This is a genomic window from Nonomuraea spiralis (assembly GCF_014648435.1).
Taxonomy (GTDB): domain Bacteria; phylum Actinomycetota; class Actinomycetes; order Streptosporangiales; family Streptosporangiaceae; genus Nonomuraea; species Nonomuraea spiralis.
Map to the genome: position 1 here is coordinate 76419 of NZ_BMRC01000019.1, position 15252 is coordinate 91670.

Here is a 15252-nt window from a genome sequence, read left to right on the forward strand (position 1 = left end):
TCGCGACCGCCCAGCAGAAACTAACCTCTCTGGACGAGTGACCGGTCCTCCACCGAGGAGACCCTGTGAGGAGAACGCGCCCGTGAGTGCACCCCTGAGGTTGATGGCAGTCCATGCCCACCCCGACGACGAGTCGAGCAAGGGCGCCGCCACGATGGCGCGTTACGTACGCGAAGGCGTGGAAGTTCTGGTCTGTACCCTCACGGGCGGTGAGCGCGGTTCGGTGCTCAACCCGAAGATGGACCGGCCCGAGGTCGTGGCGAACATCGGCGAGGTGCGCAAGGCCGAGATGGAGCGGGCCCGCGAGATCCTCGGGGTCCAGCAGCGTTTCATGGGCTTTGTCGACTCCGGCCTGCCGGAGAGCGAGGAGGAGGAGCTGCCCGAGGGCTGCTTCGCCCTGCAGAAGCTTGAGGACGCCTCGGCCCCGCTGGTGGCCGCCGTGCGCGAGTTCCGTCCGCACGTGATCATCACGTACGACGACGACGGCGGCTACCCGCACCCCGACCACATCATGACCAACAGGGTCTCGGTCGAGGCGTTCGAGGCGGCTGGCGACCCCGACCGCTACCCGGGCGCCGGCGACCCCTGGCAGCCGCTGAAGCTCTACTACCAGATGGGCTTCACCAAGGAGCGCTTCGAGGCGCTGCACGAGGCCATGACCGAGCGCGGGCTCGGCTCCCCGTACTCCGACTGGATCGCGCGGTGGGAGGACCGGCCCGCCAAGTGGCCGGTGACGACGCGGGTGCCGTGCGGCGAGTACTTCCAGATCCGCGACGAGGCGCTGCTCGCGCACGCCACCCAGGTCGACCCCGACGGCTTCTGGTTCGTCTGCCCGCGCGAGCTGCAGCAGGAGATCTGGCCGACGGAGGACTACCACCTGGCTCGCTCGCTGGTCGACACCGAGGCGCCCGAGGACGACCTGTTCGCCGGCATCCACGCCGAGGACGTCTCACCCGCCTGCCACTGACCGGACCATCCCATCCGGGTGGCAGACTGAAGGTGTGACAGTTCTCGTAGCCGGTGACATCAGTCCGGGTCTGCTCGGCTTCACCGTCGTCGCCCTCATCGGGCTGGCCTTGTACATCCTGATCAAATCGATGAACAAGCAGATCTCGAAGATCCAGGTTCCGCACGAGGGCGACGTGGACAAGAAGGCCAGATAGATGCCGATCGAAGTGGTCGACAACTCGACGGAATGCCGCTTCGAGGTGCTCGTCGACGGCAAGGTCGCCGGGTTCGCCGACTACCGCCTGCTGCCCACCAAGATCGTCTTCACCCACACCGAGGTGCTGCCCGCCTACGAGGGGCAGGGGCTGGCCGGCAGGCTGGTCGAGTTCGCGTTGCGCGCGAGCATCGACACCGGGCTGCGCATCGTGCCGCTGTGCCCCTACGTGGCCCGCTACATCGAGCGTCACCCCGAGTTCAGGGAGTTCACCGACTCCTCAGCCGCGGGGTGACCAGGCCCGCTCCAGCGCCTTGGGCAGGCCCCACCAGCCCAGCGCGGTGAGCACCTCTCCGGCGTCCACGATGCCCAGGTAGGACCACAGGCTCACCACCGAGGCGAACAGGCCCTCGGTGGCGTCGAGGTCGTCGTCCTGCTCGTCGGTGTCGATGTCGTCCGACTCGGCGATGAGCCTGGCGACACGTTCGGGCGAGGCCAGCACCCCGGGCCCCAGCCGGGCCAGCGCCGCCACCGCGGCCAGCCAGTCGGCGTGCTGGATGGCACAGAGGTTGGCCAGGGCGGTGTCCTCGTGGCTCAGCTCCCTCTCCAGGTCGGCGAACTCCTCCGGCGCGTCACCCTCCTCCGACAGGTCGGAGACCGGCCCTGCCACGCCCGCCGCCACCGTCAACCACAACTCCATGTCGTCGTCGGGCACCGGCCGCTCGTCGAACCCGGCGCAGGCCCGCAACACGTTCGCGGGGTAACCGGGCAGGTCCAGCAGCCCGCGCAGGCGCGCGGCGGCCAGTTCCAGCTCGACCACGGGCAGATCGGGCGCCTTGGGCAGCTCGCCGACGATGCGCCGCAACTCCGACAGCGCGAACGCCTCCTCCTCGTCGAGCGCGGCGAACAACTCCTCGTCCTGCTCGTCGCTGACCGCGAAGCCGGGCACCCGGCCGTCGGGCAGCGGCGTGGCCAGCCAGTGCTCCTGAAGCTCCTCGTACGCCCGGCGGGCGGCGTGGTCGCCCCGCGCCAGCGCGTCGGGGTCGATCTCGCCCGCCCTGACGCGCTCCTCCAGGAAGGCCACCATGTGGTCGAACATCTCGGCCGCGACGGGACCGCGCTCGTCCTCCTCGGGCCAGACGAAGTAGCTGGGCGTCATGAGGATCGGCTCGGTGCCGGTGGACTCGACCCAGCGTTGCACGTCGCCGACGGTGGCCAGGCCCGCCTCGATGGAGCCCAGCGTGGCCTTGGCGGAGTCCCAGAACGGCGGGGAGAGCGGGTTGCCCGCCGACATCATGGCCCGGCGCAGGTCGGGCAGCGCCACCAGCGCCACGCCCGAGGGCACGGCGAGCAGCGCGCGTGCCACGTCCCTGCGCGTGACGGCGGTCGCCGGGCGGCCCGCGTGGGCGCAGACGTAGTCGATGTCCACGCCCGTAACCTACGCCGTACCCCCCGCCGGAGTCAGCCATGGGGGCGGCCCGCCGGCGTACGGGAGCGCGGCTAGGGTGAGCCTGGGGAGGTCCTGATGAACCGGTTGAACGACGCCACGAGCCCTTACCTGCTGCAGCACGCGGCCAATCCCGTGGACTGGCATCCATGGGGCGAGGAGGCGTTCGCCGAGGCCCGGCGCAGGGACGTGCCGCTGCTGATCAGCGTGGGCTATTCGGCGTGCCACTGGTGCCACGTGATGGCGCACGAGAGCTTCGAGGACGCCGAGACGGCCGCCGTGATGAACGAGCACTTCGTCAACGTCAAGGTCGACCGCGAGGAACGCCCCGACGTCGACGCCGTCTACATGACCGCCACCCAGGCCATGACCCAGCAGGGCGGCTGGCCGATGACGGTGTTCGCCACGCCCGAGGGCCATCCGTTCTACTGCGGCACCTACTTCCCGCGTCCCCACTTCCGGCGCCTGCTGGCCGAGATCCACCGGGTGTGGACCGGCGACCGGGAGTCCGTGTTGCGGCAGGGGGCCACGGTGGTCGAGGCGCTCAACCAGGGCACCACGTTCCCGCGCGGCGCCACGCCCGGGGCCGAGACGCTGGAGCGGGCCGTCGCCAACCTGCGGGAGTCGTTCGACGAGGTCGCGGGCGGGTTCGGCGGCGCGCCGAAGTTCCCGCCGTCGATGGTGCTGGAGTTCCTGCTGCGCTCGGGCGAGCGCGAGATGAGCGGCAAGACCCTGGAGTCCATGGCCCGCGGCGGCATCTACGACCAGCTCGGCGGCGGTTTCGCCCGTTACAGCGTCGACTCCGGCTGGGTGGTCCCGCACTTCGAGAAGATGCTCTACGACAACGCCCTGCTGCTGCGGGTCTACAGCCACTGGTGGAAGGCCGGCGGGGGCGACCTGGCCCGGCGGGTGGCGCTGGAGACGGCCGGCTGGATGTTGCGCGAGCTGCGTACCCCCGAGGGCGGCTTCGCCTCGGCCCTCGACGCCGACAGCGAGGGCGTGGAGGGCAAGTTCTACGTCTGGACGCCCGAGGAGCTGCGCGAGGTGCTCGGCGACGACGACGGGCGCTGGGCCGCCGGGCTCTTCGAGGTCACCGGCACGTTCGAGCACGGCACGTCGGTGTTGCAGCTCCCGCGCGACCCCGAGGACCCCGTACGCTACGCCGGCGTGCGCGGCAGGCTGCTGGCGGCCAGGGAGCTGCGGGTGCGGCCCGGCCGCGACGACAAGGTCGTGGCCTCCTGGAACGGCCTGGCCATCGCGGCGCTCGCGGAGGCCGGCGTGCTGTTCGAGCGGCCCGACCTGGTCGAGGCCGCCGTCGGCGCGGCCGAGCTGCTGGCGACCACCCACATGGCCGACGGCCGGCTGCTGCGCACCTCGCGCGACGGGCGCGCGGGCGCCAACGCGGGCGTGCTCGACGACTACGCCAACCTGGCCGAGGGGCTGGTCTCCCTCTACGGCGTGACCGGCACGACGAGGTGGCTCCGGCTGGCCGGCACGCTGCTCGACGCCGTGCTCGACCGCTTCTCCGACGGCTCCGGCGGCTTCTACGACACCGCTGACGACGCCGAACGGCTGTTCCAGCGTCCGCAGGACCCCACCGACAACGCCACGCCCTCCGGCCAGTACGCGGCCGCCGGGGCCCTGCTCTCCTACGGCGCGCTGACCGGCGCGGCCCGGTACCGCGAGGCCGCCTCGGCCGCGCTGGGCACGGTGTCGGTGCTGGCCGAGGGGCATGCCAGGTTCGCCGGATGGGGGCTGGCCGTGGCCCGCGCGGCGCTCGACGGGCCCGTGGAGGTGGCGGTCGTCGGCAGCCCGGCCGACCCGCGTACGGCCGCCCTCCACCGGGAGGCGCTGCTGGCCGACGTGCCGGGGCTGGTGGTCGCGCCCGGCGAGGCCGGTCAGACCTTCCCGGCGCTGCTCGAAGGCCGCGGGCCGATCGGGGACGCGCCGGCCGCCTACGTGTGCAGGGGCTTCACCTGCCGCCTGCCGGTCACCACGGTCGACGCGCTCCGCGCCGAACTGGCGGCCGGGGCCTGACGAGAGGCCCCCGGTCACTCTCCGGGCGCGGTTCAGCCTGTGCCGGAGGGGCGGCCCTGGGTGTCGCGGCTCTCGTCAGGGAGCCCTGAGGGCTGGTCGGGGGCCGTCGTGGGGGCGTCCTGGGGGCGTTCGTCCTGCCGGTTGCCGCGGTTGTCGCCGCCGAAGCCGTCGTCGGTGGGGGCGTCGGTCGCGGGCTGGTCGCCGAAGGGCGCCTCGCTGCGGCCCGGGTCGGGGGTGCCCCACTCACCCTGGTCGGCCGGCGGCGTGTACGGGCGGTCGTTCGGCACGTCACGGTTGCGGTCGGGAGGCGAGTAGGAGGACTCGTAGCCGTACTGGGACGGCTCGGGGAACTCCTCGACGGGCTCGCCCGCCATCGCCTCGGTCATGAACGCCCGCCAGACCTGCGCGGGGAGCTGGCCGCCGAACTGCGTGCCGTAACCGGGGATGGTGACGGTCTTGTCGTCGCTGCGGAACATGTTCACGGCGACGGCGAGCTGCGGGACGAAACCGTTGAACCAGACGTTCTTGGAGTCGTCGGTGGTGCCGGTCTTGCCGGCGACCGGGCGGTCGTAGAGGCGGGCGGCGGTGCCGGTGCCGTACTTGACGACCTGCTGCATCGCGTACGCGGTGTCGGCGGCGGCCTGCTCCCCCACGACCTTCGTGGCGACGGGCTTGACGGTCTTCTTCTCGCCCTTGCCGTCGGTCACCGACCTCACCACATGGGCCTCCATGTGCACGCCCTTGTTGGCGAAGGTGGAGAACCCCGAGGCGTTCTGGACGGCGCTGACCGAGGACACACCGAGCGGGAAGGTCGCGTACGCCTGCTGCCCCTGCACCTGCTCCTTGGGGATGCCCGCGGCCTCGGCGACGGCCGCGACCTTGTCCAGGCCGACCTTCTGGCCGAGGTCGACGAAGGCGGTGTTGACGGAGTTCTGGGTGGCGCTGACCAGGTTGATCTGACCGTAGGAACGGCCGCTGTCGTTGGGGATGGGCTTGTCGGCGGAGGCCACGCGCAGCGGCGAGTTGCCGTCGACCCTGGTGGACAGGTCGAAGCCGTTGTCGAGCGCGGCGGCCAGCGTGTACGGCTTGAACGTCGACCCCGCCATCCGCTTGGCCGAGAACGCGTTGTCGTAGTCGCCGACCTGGTCGTGGCGGCCGCCGTAGAAGGCGACGACCTCGCCGTTGGCCGGGTCGACGGCGGCCAGCCCGGTGCGCACCTTCTTCGGCGTCGAGGCCGGGACGACGTCCTTGACGGCCTGCTCGGCCGCCGCCATGAGCTTCTTGTCGAACGTCGTGACGATCTTCAGGCCGCCGCCGTTGATGGCCTCGTCGGAGTAGCCGCGCCGGTTGAGCTCGGCGGTGACCTGGTCGAGCATGTACTGGCCCTGGCCCTTGAGCACGAACGGCTTCTTGGGCGCCTTGAGCACCGGGAAACGCTCGGCGGCCGCCTGCTCGCGCGACAGCGCGCCCGTCTGGCCCATGGCGTTGATCACGCCCTGCCAGCGGTAGCGGGCCGCGGCCAGGTCGGCGCCCTCGGGGTCGGCGAAGCGGCTGGGCTGCTGGATGACCGCCGCCAGGTAGGCGCCCTCGGCGACGGTGAGTTTGTCCACGTCCTTGCCGAAGTAGGCGCGGGCGGCCGACTGGACGCCGTTGGCGCCGCGGCCGAAGTAGATCGTGTTGAGGTACTGCTCCAGGACCCAGTCCTTCGACTTGGACTGGTCGACCTTCATGGCGATGAGGATCTCTTTGAACTTGCGGGTGACCGAACGTTCCTGGCTGAGGCCGCTGTAGTAGTTGCGCACGAGCTGCTGGGTGATCGTCGAGCCGCCCTGGAGCTGCTGCCCGGTGAGGGTGGACCAGACGGCCCGCGCGGTGCCCTTGAGCGAGACGCCGCCGTCGTTGTAGAACGAGCGGTTCTCGGCGGCGATGACCGCGTCGCGCACGTGCTTGGGCACCTTGGCCAGCTCGACGTTCCTGCGGTCGACGCCCTGCCTGGCGAGCACGGTCTTGCCGTCGCGGTAATAGATCACCGAACCCTCGGCGGTGGCCGATTTCTGGGTGCTGTCGGGAATAGGAGTCATCGCCCAAGCAATGGCGAAAAGCCCGGCGAGCACGACGATTCCGGCGCCGAAAGAGATCAACAGAATTCGGAGTACGCGCCGTTTTCGCATGCCCTTTCCACCACCGCCCCGCATCCGAGAACCCCCTCTTCAGACACCCTCGCCCAACCCCCGCGAGCTGGGCGAATGTCAAGGGTAAACGATCGATAACGGTGCCTCGTCCCTTAGCGATGGTACGTCTAGCGACCGCCGCGGCGCGGAACATCGGCGACCAATGGCAGCACTCGGTAAGGAACGGGCGTGTCGAGCGCGATGATCGAAGAAGTCCTGAGCACCCCCTGAACCTCCACGATCTGGTCGATGACCCTTTGCAGATCGGCATTGGTCCGCGCGACCACCCGGCAGAGCAGGTCCGCGCCGCCGGTGATGGTGTGCACCTCCAGCACCTCGGGGATGTGGGCCAGCCGGTGGGCGACGGGGTCGTGCCCGGAGACCTGCCTGATCTCCATGGTGACGAACGCCGTCACGTCGTAGCCGAGCGCCACGGGCGACACGTCGGGCCCGAACCCCGTGATCACACCCCTGGCGACCAGCCGGTCGAGCCTGGCCTGGACGGTCCCGCGGGCGACGCCCAGGCGGCGGGAGCATTCGAGCACGCCCAGCCGGGGCTCGGCGGTCAGGAGTGAGATCAGCCGGGCGTCCAGTTCATCGATCGTCATGCTGTACAGATTCTCCGACTCCGACCCTGTGAGGGTAGGCAGATTGTGCACTCATTCATGTAACTCTTGCACAACTCGTCCAGCTATATCGAGAGTTAGGGGCATGAGTGATGTCTTTCCGGTTAACGGCATGGACGCCGTGGTGTTCGCCGTCGGCAACGCCAGGCAGGCCGCCCACTACTACTCGACCGCTTTCGGCATGCGACTGACGGCCTACCGCGGGCCGGAGAACGGCAGCCGCGACGAGGTCGCCTACGTCCTGACCTCGGGCAGTGCCACGTTCGAGTTCAGGGCCTCGGTCCGGCCCGGCACGGACATGGCCCGGCACGTCGCCGAGCACGGTGACGGCGTGATCGACCTGGCCATCCAGGTGCCCGACGTGGAGGCGGGGTACGCCTATGCGGTCGCCCACGGGGCCAAGGGCCTGGTGGAGCCGTACACACTGGAGGACGAGCACGGCAAGGTGGTGATCGCGGCCATCGCCACGTACGGCGAGACGCGGCACACGCTCGTCGACAGGTCCAACTACGGGGGCGCGTACCTGCCCGGGTACGTGCCGGCCGAGCCGCTCGTCGCGCCGCCCACGACCAAGACGGGACGCCTCTTCCAGGCGGTCGACCACTGCGTCGGCAACGTCGAGCTGGGCAAGATGGACGAGTGGGTGGAGTTCTACCGCAAGGTGATGGGCTTCACGAACATGGCCGAGTTCGTCGGCGACGACATCGCCACCGAGTACTCGGCGCTGATGTCCAAGGTCGTGGCCGACGGCACGCGCAAGGTCAAGTTCCCGCTGAACGAGCCCGCGATCAGCCGCAAGAAGTCGCAGATCGACGAGTACCTGGAGTTCTACGGCGGCCCCGGCGTGCAGCACATCGCGCTGGCCACCAACGACATCCTCACCACGGTCGACCACATGCGCGCCGCGGGCGTGCAGTTCCTCGACACGCCCGACAGCTACTACGACGACCCCGAGCTGCGGGAGCGCATCGGGCAGGTCAGGGCGCCGATCGAGGAGCTGAAGAAGCGCAAGATCCTCGTCGACCGGGACGAGGACGGCTACCTGCTGCAGATCTTCACCCAGCCCGTACAGGACCGTCCCACGGTCTTCTTCGAGCTGATCGAGCGGCACGGCTCGCTCGGCTTCGGCAAGGGCAACTTCAAGGCCCTGTTCGAGGCGATCGAGCGCGAGCAGGAACGTAGGGGCAACCTTTAGTTTGTCCCGACCCGGTGGGGGTGATCTGCACTTTATGGGACCACCACCACTTTTTGGACCAATGGGGCGCCGGTGGCGGACAGCCGCCGGCGCCTCCGGCTCGGCCCCCTTCAGCGTGACGATTCGTCGAGCACGTGTGACCCAGAGTAAGATTTCGGTCACATGTTGAAGGGGGCTCGTTCACGCATGCGAATCAACAGGCGCAGTATGGCCGTGCTGGCGGCGCTGGTCAGCGTGCTCGCGTGCGCGCCCACCGACGAACCGCCGCCCCGCGCGGCCGCCGGCCGCCACGCGGGCGCGCCCGGCATCGGCGACACCGACTTCCCGCGCGACGGCAACGGCGGCTACGACGTCGCCAACTACTCGCTGACCGTCGACTACACCCCGGCGAGCAAGCGGCTCACCGGGGTGACGAAGATCCACGCCAAGGCCACCCAGGACCTGTCGAGCTTCAACCTCGACCTCACCGGCCTCGACGTCGCCAAGGTCACCGTCGACGGCGACCCCGCGCGTTTCTCCCGCAAGGGCGGTGAGCTGACCGTGACCCCGGCCGCGCCGCTCGTCGCCGACTCGCCGTTCACCACGGAGATCTCCTACTCGGGCACTCCGGCGCCCGCCAAGGACACCGCCAACCTCGGCACCTACGGGTTCATCCCGACCGCCGACGGCGCGTTCGTGGCCTCCGAGCCCAACGGCTCCAAGACCTGGTTCCCCAGCAACGACCACCCGGCCGACAAGGCCACGTTCGACTTCACGGTCACCGTGCCGGCCGGCCTGACCGTCGTGGCCAACGGCGAGCAGACCGCGCCGCCGGCCACCTCCGGCGGCCGCACCACCTACCGGTGGAGCGAGCGGCACCCGATGGCCACCTACCTCGCCACGGCCACGATCGGCAAGTTCCAGGTCCGCGAGGGCCGCTCGCGAGGCGGCATCCCGACGTACGCGGCGGTCGACCCGCGGTTCAAGACCAGCCTCGACAAGGTCTACGACCTCTCGGGCGAGATCACCGACTACTGGAGCACGGTCTTCGGCCCCTACCCGTTCTCCTCGACCGGCGGCGTGGTCGACGACTACTCGGCCGGCTACGCCCTGGAGAACCAGACCAAGCCCCTCTACGGCGGCTTCGACCCCGACGAGGGCATCATCGCCCACGAGCTGGCCCACCAGTGGTTCGGCGACAGCCTGACCATCAAGCGGTGGAAGGATCTGTGGCTCAACGAGGGGTTCGCCACGTACGCGGAGTGGTTGTGGTCCGAGCACAAGGGCAAGAAGAGCGCCGACGCCATCTTCAAGGACTTCTACAACCGCGGCGCCCAGGACCCGGTGTGGGCGTACCCGCCGGGCCGGGCCAAGCCCGGCGACCTGTTCAACGAGTCGGTCTACACCCGCGGCGGCATGACCCTCCACGCCCTGCGCAAGGCCGTCGGCGACCCGGCGTTCTTCAAGCTGCTCAAGACCTGGACCGCGCAACACCGCTACGGCAACGTCACGACGCGGCAGTTCGTCGACCTGGCCGAGAAGGTGTCGGGCAAGGAGCTCGACCCGCTCTTCGACGCCTGGCTCTTCCAGCCACGCCGCCCGACACTCGCCTGACCTGCACTGAAACGCATCCCTTCGTCCCGTCCAAGTAGAGGTGTAAGGGCGAACGACGAAGGGAGCGAGGCCAGTGCGCCTCAACGAGGACCCGATGGCCTTCGAGGCCTTCTATCGCCGCCATGTCGACGCCGTCATGCGGTTCGTGGTCCGGCGGGTGAGTGATCCCCATCTCGCCGCCGACCTGACCGCCGACGTCTTCCTGGCGGCTCTGGGCTCGGCCCACACCTACGTACCGGGCCGGGGCAGCGAGACGGGCTGGCTGTACGGCGTGGCCCGCAACGTCGTGTCGGCCCAGTTCCGCAGGTCGGCGCGGGAGGCACAGGCGACGAGCCGGATCGCCGGGCGGCGGCTGATGGACGACGACGACCTCGTCCGGATGGAGGAGCGGATCGACGCCGAGCGCCGGACGCGCGGCGCTCTGGAGGCCATGGCGGGCCTGCCCGAGGGCGAGCGCGCAGTCCTGGAGCTCGTGGCGATCGACCAGCTCACCGTCTCCGAGGCCGCCGCCGCCCTGGGCATCAGGCAGGTCACCGCACGCGTCCGGCTGCACCGGGCCAGGCGTGCCCTTGAGGACGTCGTTTCGCCGTCGGCCGTGTACGTGGAGGGACAGGCATGAGCAGGTTCGAGGAGCGGTTGCTGGGCGCGCTCAAGGAGGAGATGGCGGCCGGGACCGGCCCGGTCGTGGCGCCGGCCGCCCACCGGCCCCGGAGGCGGGGGCGGGTCGTTGGGCTGGCCGCCGCGGCGGGGGTCGCGGTGGTCGCCGCGGTGGCGGTCACCGGGGTGCTGGGCGGGCCGGCGTACGCGGTGGACCGGACGGCCGACGGCGGGGTCGAGGTGGAGATCAACGCCTTCCGGGACCCCGCCGGGCTGGCGGACGAGCTGGGCCGGGCCGGGGTCAAGGCGGTGGTGGACTACCTGCCGTACGGCCAGACCTGCAAGGAGCCGCGCGGGCGGCACGGCGGCGACGGCGGCGGGCGGTTCGAGGCGAGCATCGGCAGGAGCGGGGACGGGATCTCCTTCCGGATCGCGAAGGGGCAGGTCCCGGCGGGGCAGACGCTCGTGCTGGCGGTCACGCTGGACAGGAGCGGGGCCGAGGCGCCGCCGTTCTCGACGTCGTTGCAGGTCGTCGAGGGGGCGGTGGCCGCCTGCGAGCCCACTGCGATGCCCGGGCCGCCCGACGGCGGCACCGTCGACCAGGAGACCGGCGACGACGGCCCCGGCCTGCGCACAGGAAGCGACTGACCCCCAGCGGTCAATCGCGGGTGGAGGTCCGGCGGGCGGTCAGTCGCGGGTGGAGGTCCAGTAGGCGTCGCCGGCCAGGAGGAGGGCGGCGGCGCCGATCAGGCCGGCCTCCTGGCCGAGTGCGGCGGGCATGACCTTGAGGCGGCGGGCGAAGCCCATGCGGGCGTGCTCCCGCAACGACTCCTCCAAGGGGCCGAACAGCGGCTCGCCCGCCTGGGACAACCCGCCGCCGATCGTCACCAGGTCCAGGTCGCACAGATGGGTGGCGGAGGCGATCGCGATCCCGAGCGCCCGTCCGGCCCGCCGCATCGCCCGCAGGGCCACCGGGTCCCCGGCCGCCGCGTCCGCCGCCAGCGCCCGTCCGGTGACCACCCGGTCCTCCCGGTACGGCTCCTCGTCGCCCTCCCGGGGGGTGCCGGGGGTCCAGCCCTGGGACAGGGCCCACGTGGTGAGGGCGGGGCCGCGGGCCACCGCTTCCAGGCAGCCGTGGCCGCCGCAACCGCAGAGTGGGCCGCCGTCCGGTTCGACCACGACGTGCCCGATGTGACCGGCGTTGCCCGTGCCGCCGTTGACCAGGCGTCCGTCCAGGATCAGGCCGCCGCCCACCCCGGTCGAGACCACCATGCCCAGCATGTCGGCGCTCCCCTGCCCGGCGCCCCGCCAGTGCTCGGCGGCGGCCAGGCAGATGGCGTCGTTGTGGAGGCGTACCGGTAAACCGGGAAAACGGCGGGCCAGCCGGGCGCGCAGCGGGAAGCCGCGCCAGCCGGGGATGTTGAGCGGCGAGACCTCGCCGCCGGGCCAGGTCATCGGCCCTCCGCAGCCCACGCCCACGCCCTCGGCGCCGGCCGCCAGCGGGTCGACGAGGGCCGTGAGGGTGTTCCACAGCGTCTCGGCGCCGGCGTTCTGCGGGGTGGCGGCGCGCCTGGAGGTGGTCACGGTGCCGTCGTGGGCCACCAGCCCGGCGGCCATCTTGGTCCCGCCGACGTCGATCGCCAGGATCACGACAGCTCCGGCTCCGCGGCGCTGGAGAAGACCAGTACGGAGGCCGTCAGCCCGTGCACGTGGTTGTGGCCGCCGACCGGTCCGACCTCGCCGGCGGCGAAGAAGCCCGCGACGCCGATCGGTCCCAGCGTGTCGCGCAGGGCGACCGGGTCGTGGTCGGCGGTGCCGAACATCGCCGAGCCCCGGCCGTTGCAGGAGAACAGCAGCGCGCCGTCCACTTTGCCCAGTTCCTCGCGGTGGGCGTCGAGCAGGTCGTACAGGTCCTCGTCGGCGGTGGCCGCGTCCCTGACCTGGAACCGCACGGTACGGCCGATCTCCACGATGTCCCCGATGGCCACGGCCTCGCGTTCGGGGTCGATGCCGATGACGCCTCTGATGAGGAAATCACCGCGTTCGTGGCGTTCGGCGTACTCGTCCATGGCGACGCCGATCTGGAGCCCGGCGGCGACCAGTTCGCGGTCGTCCTCGTCCAGCTCGCTGACGATGTCCTCCAGCCGGGCGAGCGCGGGCTGCCCGGCCAGTTCGAGCAGCAGGTTCTCCTCCGAGGCCGTCACCACCATGCTGGGCCCGATCGGGCGGCAGCCCTGGCTGACCACCGTACTGATCTTGATCGGCCCGCTGAGCAGGACGCCGATCGCGCCCTCGGTGTAGATCTTGCCGTCCGCGAACAGCCGTACGGACCCTCTGCCCTGAAGCCCGTTGGCCAGGCCGCCGATCAGCGGCAGGTCGCCCAGCACGTCGACCGAACGCTCCACGAACGCGTCGGTCGGAAACGTGTACGGATCGGCCAGCAGGATCGCCACATGGTCGTCCCCGGTGCGCTCGGGCAGCCCGACGACCACGAACCGGTCCTCGGCCGTCAGCGTCTCCAGCGCGAACGTGGTGAGCCTGGCCCCCTCCAGGGTGGCGGCCCACGCGCTCACAGCGGGCGTCAGCTCGACCCCCTGCCCGTCGCCGATCACACCGGTGGCGCTGCATCCGATCACATGCGCCCCGGGCGCCAGCGTCATCGCGGCCTGGCCCGCCCTGGCGACGTCCTCGGGATCCTCGCCGCAGATGAAGAAGCAGACCAGGTCGGCTTGGCCGCTGAGCCTCGACAGTGCCTGACCGACGGCGTTCTCCGCGGCCTCCACCAGGTCGGACCCCACCGCGAGGCCGTCGGCGAAGCGGCTTGTCAGCAAGGCCACGCGTCTCGCCTCCCTCGACATGTCCATGTTCCTTAGGCCCGATTCTCCCCACTAAAGGGACAAGCACGCGCACGAACCGTCACGCAATAGGTCAAGATCCGAAATCTCCGCCAGATGCGAAACTCTCTGCCGCATTTTGCGCAGGGGACGTAGTCTCGATCCCGTGCATCAGCCACGTATTCTCCGCGAGTTGCGAGAGAGCGGCCACGTTCATCGCACCGTCAAGGCCGAGGTCCGGGAAAACCTGCTGGTCAGGTTGCGGGCCGGCGAGCCCCGGTTCCCCGGCATAGTGGGCTTCGACGACACCGTTCTGCCACACCTGGAGCGGGCGCTGCTCGCCGGGCACGACCTCGTCCTGCTCGGCGAGCGCGGGCAGGGCAAGACGCGGCTCATCCGCACGATCACCGGCCTGCTCGACGAGTGGACCCCGGTGGTCGAGGGCTGCGAGATCAACGACCACCCGTACGCACCCGCCTGCACGCGCTGCAAGACGCTGGCGCGGGAGCTGGGCGACGAGCTGCCGGTGGCGTGGAAGCATCGCGACGAACGTTACGGCGAGAAGCTCGCCACTCCCGACACCTCTGTCGGCGACCTCATCGGCGACGTCGACCCCATCAAGATCGCCGAGGGACGCACCCTCGGCGACCCCGAGACCGTCCACTACGGCCTGGTCCCCCGCACCAACCGTGGCGTCTTCTCCGTCAACGAGCTGCCCGACCTGGCCGAACGCATCCAGGTCTCGCTGCTCAACGTGCTGGAGGAACGCGACATCCAGGTGCGCGGCTACAACCTGCGCCTCCCCCTCGACATCCTGCTCATCGCCAGCGCCAACCCCGAGGACTACACCAACAGAGGCCGCATCATCACGCCGCTGAAGGACCGGTTCGGCGCCGAGATCCGCACCCACTACCCGCTGACGGTCGAGGACGAGCTCACCCTCATCCGCCAGGAGTCGGTGCCAGACATCGGGGCCGACGTGCCGGAGCACCTGGTCGAGGTGATCGCCAGGTTCACCCGGCTGGTCCGCGAGTCCACGGCCGTGGACGCCCGTTCGGGCGTGTCGGCGCGCTTCTCCATCGCCGCCGCCGAGACGGCCGCCGCCTCCGCCGTACGCAGGTCCGCGATCAAGGGCGAGGACCAGGCCGTCACGCGCGTGTGCGACCTGGCCTGCGTGGTCCACAGCCTGCGGGGCAAGGTGGAGTTCGAGGTCAGCGAGGAGGGCAGGGAGACCGAGATCCTGGCCCACCTGCTGCGCCGGGCCACGGCCGAGACGTTCAGGAGCCGGCTGGGCGGCATGGACCTGGCCCCGTTGACCGACAAGTTCGCCGAGGGCGCCCAGGTGGAGTCCGGCGACATGGTCGCCGCCGCCGAGCTGCTGCACCAGATCGGCCCGGTCAACGGCCTGGCCCAGGTCATGTCCAGGCTCGGCATGGGCGCCGGCGAGGAGTCCCCCGGCCACGCCGCGGCGGCCCTGGAGTTCGCGCTTGAGGGTCTTTACCTGATGCGGCGGTTGTCAAAGGAAGACCTCGACGGAGTCACGATCTACCGGACGTGAACAATCGGGCGGTTTCCCTCGTCGTACGTTTG

At 70.7% G+C, this 15252-nt stretch carries 14 protein-coding genes; 9 read left to right on the forward strand and 5 right to left on the reverse strand.

Features of this window, described 5'->3' with window-relative positions; genetic code table 11:
* The first annotated feature begins 82 nt into the window (after positions 1 to 82).
* From mca to IEZ27_RS36280, 3 genes are read left to right on the forward strand one after another with little or no spacing between them, the layout of a single operon-like run.
* Positions 83 to 967: a mycothiol conjugate amidase Mca gene (gene mca, locus IEZ27_RS36270; RefSeq protein WP_125636675.1), complete on the forward strand. Its 885-nt coding sequence runs from the start codon at positions 83 to 85 to the stop codon at positions 965 to 967.
* A gap of 34 nt (positions 968 to 1001) precedes the next feature.
* Positions 1002 to 1163, forward strand: coding sequence for a hypothetical protein (locus tag IEZ27_RS36275; protein ID WP_189651400.1), 162 nt, complete (start codon positions 1002 to 1004; stop codon positions 1161 to 1163).
* Entirely contained in the window at positions 1164 to 1457 is a 294-nt protein-coding gene (locus IEZ27_RS36280) for a GNAT family N-acetyltransferase (protein ID WP_125636674.1), read from the forward strand.
* On the opposite strand, the gene IEZ27_RS36285 is transcribed toward IEZ27_RS36280, so the two are convergent.
* Positions 1443 to 2591, reverse strand: coding sequence for a hypothetical protein (locus tag IEZ27_RS36285; RefSeq protein WP_229824662.1), 1149 nt, complete (start codon positions 2589 to 2591; stop codon positions 1443 to 1445). The two genes, IEZ27_RS36280 and IEZ27_RS36285, sit on opposite strands and share 15 nt — an antisense overlap.
* Before the next feature lie 96 nt (positions 2592 to 2687).
* Here IEZ27_RS36285 and IEZ27_RS36290 point away from each other — a divergent pair, with 96 nt between their 5' ends.
* Complete coding sequence (locus IEZ27_RS36290) at positions 2688 to 4646, forward strand: thioredoxin domain-containing protein (RefSeq protein WP_229824663.1); 1959 nt, start codon at positions 2688 to 2690, stop codon at positions 4644 to 4646.
* Positions 4647 to 4678: 32 nt separating this feature from the next.
* On the opposite strand, the gene IEZ27_RS36295 is transcribed toward IEZ27_RS36290, so the two are convergent.
* Both IEZ27_RS36295 and IEZ27_RS36300 read right to left on the reverse strand, forming a co-directional pair.
* Complete coding sequence (locus tag IEZ27_RS36295; protein WP_229824664.1) at positions 4679 to 6727, reverse strand: transglycosylase domain-containing protein; 2049 nt, start codon at positions 6725 to 6727, stop codon at positions 4679 to 4681.
* 218 nt (positions 6728 to 6945) lie between these two features.
* Positions 6946 to 7425 carry an Lrp/AsnC family transcriptional regulator gene (locus tag IEZ27_RS36300; RefSeq protein ID WP_125636672.1) on the reverse strand — a complete coding sequence of 160 codons (480 nt, stop codon included), beginning with the start codon at positions 7423 to 7425 and terminating at the stop codon, positions 6946 to 6948.
* 103 nt (positions 7426 to 7528) lie between these two features.
* Between IEZ27_RS36300 and hppD the strand changes: the two genes are divergently transcribed.
* From hppD to IEZ27_RS36320, 4 genes are all read left to right on the forward strand, one after another.
* Complete coding sequence (gene hppD, locus IEZ27_RS36305; protein WP_125636671.1) at positions 7529 to 8638, forward strand: 4-hydroxyphenylpyruvate dioxygenase; 1110 nt, start codon at positions 7529 to 7531, stop codon at positions 8636 to 8638.
* 186 nt (positions 8639 to 8824) lie between these two features.
* Entirely contained in the window at positions 8825 to 10231 is a 1407-nt protein-coding gene (locus IEZ27_RS36310) for a M1 family metallopeptidase (RefSeq protein WP_189651402.1), read from the forward strand.
* A gap of 73 nt (positions 10232 to 10304) precedes the next feature.
* Positions 10305 to 10850: an RNA polymerase sigma factor gene (locus IEZ27_RS36315; RefSeq protein ID WP_221762266.1), complete on the forward strand. Its 546-nt coding sequence runs from the start codon at positions 10305 to 10307 to the stop codon at positions 10848 to 10850.
* On the forward strand, positions 10847 to 11476 hold the full coding sequence (locus tag IEZ27_RS36320; RefSeq protein WP_189651403.1) for a hypothetical protein: 630 nt from the start codon (positions 10847 to 10849) through the stop codon (positions 11474 to 11476). The genes IEZ27_RS36315 and IEZ27_RS36320 overlap by 4 nt, the downstream gene beginning before the upstream one ends.
* 39 nt (positions 11477 to 11515) lie before the next feature.
* Here IEZ27_RS36320 and IEZ27_RS36325 read toward each other — a convergent pair whose 3' ends face one another.
* Both IEZ27_RS36325 and IEZ27_RS36330 read right to left on the reverse strand, forming a co-directional pair.
* Positions 11516 to 12478, reverse strand: a complete 963-nt coding sequence (locus IEZ27_RS36325; RefSeq protein WP_189651404.1) for an ROK family protein — start codon at positions 12476 to 12478, stop codon at positions 11516 to 11518.
* Positions 12475 to 13656 (reverse strand): FIST signal transduction protein, encoded by a 1182-nt coding sequence (locus IEZ27_RS36330; RefSeq protein ID WP_229824679.1) that lies wholly within the window; start codon positions 13654 to 13656, stop codon positions 12475 to 12477. The genes IEZ27_RS36325 and IEZ27_RS36330 overlap by 4 nt, the downstream gene beginning before the upstream one ends.
* A gap of 172 nt (positions 13657 to 13828) precedes the next feature.
* Between IEZ27_RS36330 and IEZ27_RS36335 the strand changes: the two genes are divergently transcribed.
* Positions 13829 to 15220 carry a sigma 54-interacting transcriptional regulator gene (locus tag IEZ27_RS36335; protein ID WP_229824665.1) on the forward strand — a complete coding sequence of 464 codons (1392 nt, stop codon included), beginning with the start codon at positions 13829 to 13831 and terminating at the stop codon, positions 15218 to 15220.
* Positions 15221 to 15252: the final 32 nt, after the last annotated feature.

Bases quoted from the DNA above. Each gene is read 5' to 3' on its own strand.
- IEZ27_RS36280 (WP_125636674.1), top strand. From the start codon at position 1,164: ATGCCGATCGAAGTGGTCGACAACTCGACGGAATGCCGCTTCGAGGTG.
- IEZ27_RS36290 (WP_229824663.1), top strand. From the start codon at position 2,688: ATGAACCGGTTGAACGACGCCACGAGCCCTTACCTGCTGCAGCACGCG.
- IEZ27_RS36295 (WP_229824664.1), bottom strand. From the start codon at position 6,727: ATGACTCCTATTCCCGACAGCACCCAGAAATCGGCCACCGCCGAGGGT.
- IEZ27_RS36300 (WP_125636672.1), bottom strand. From the start codon at position 7,425: ATGACGATCGATGAACTGGACGCCCGGCTGATCTCACTCCTGACCGCC.
- hppD (WP_125636671.1), top strand. From the start codon at position 7,529: ATGAGTGATGTCTTTCCGGTTAACGGCATGGACGCCGTGGTGTTCGCC.
- IEZ27_RS36310 (WP_189651402.1), top strand. From the start codon at position 8,825: ATGCGAATCAACAGGCGCAGTATGGCCGTGCTGGCGGCGCTGGTCAGC.
- IEZ27_RS36320 (WP_189651403.1), top strand. From the start codon at position 10,847: ATGAGCAGGTTCGAGGAGCGGTTGCTGGGCGCGCTCAAGGAGGAGATG.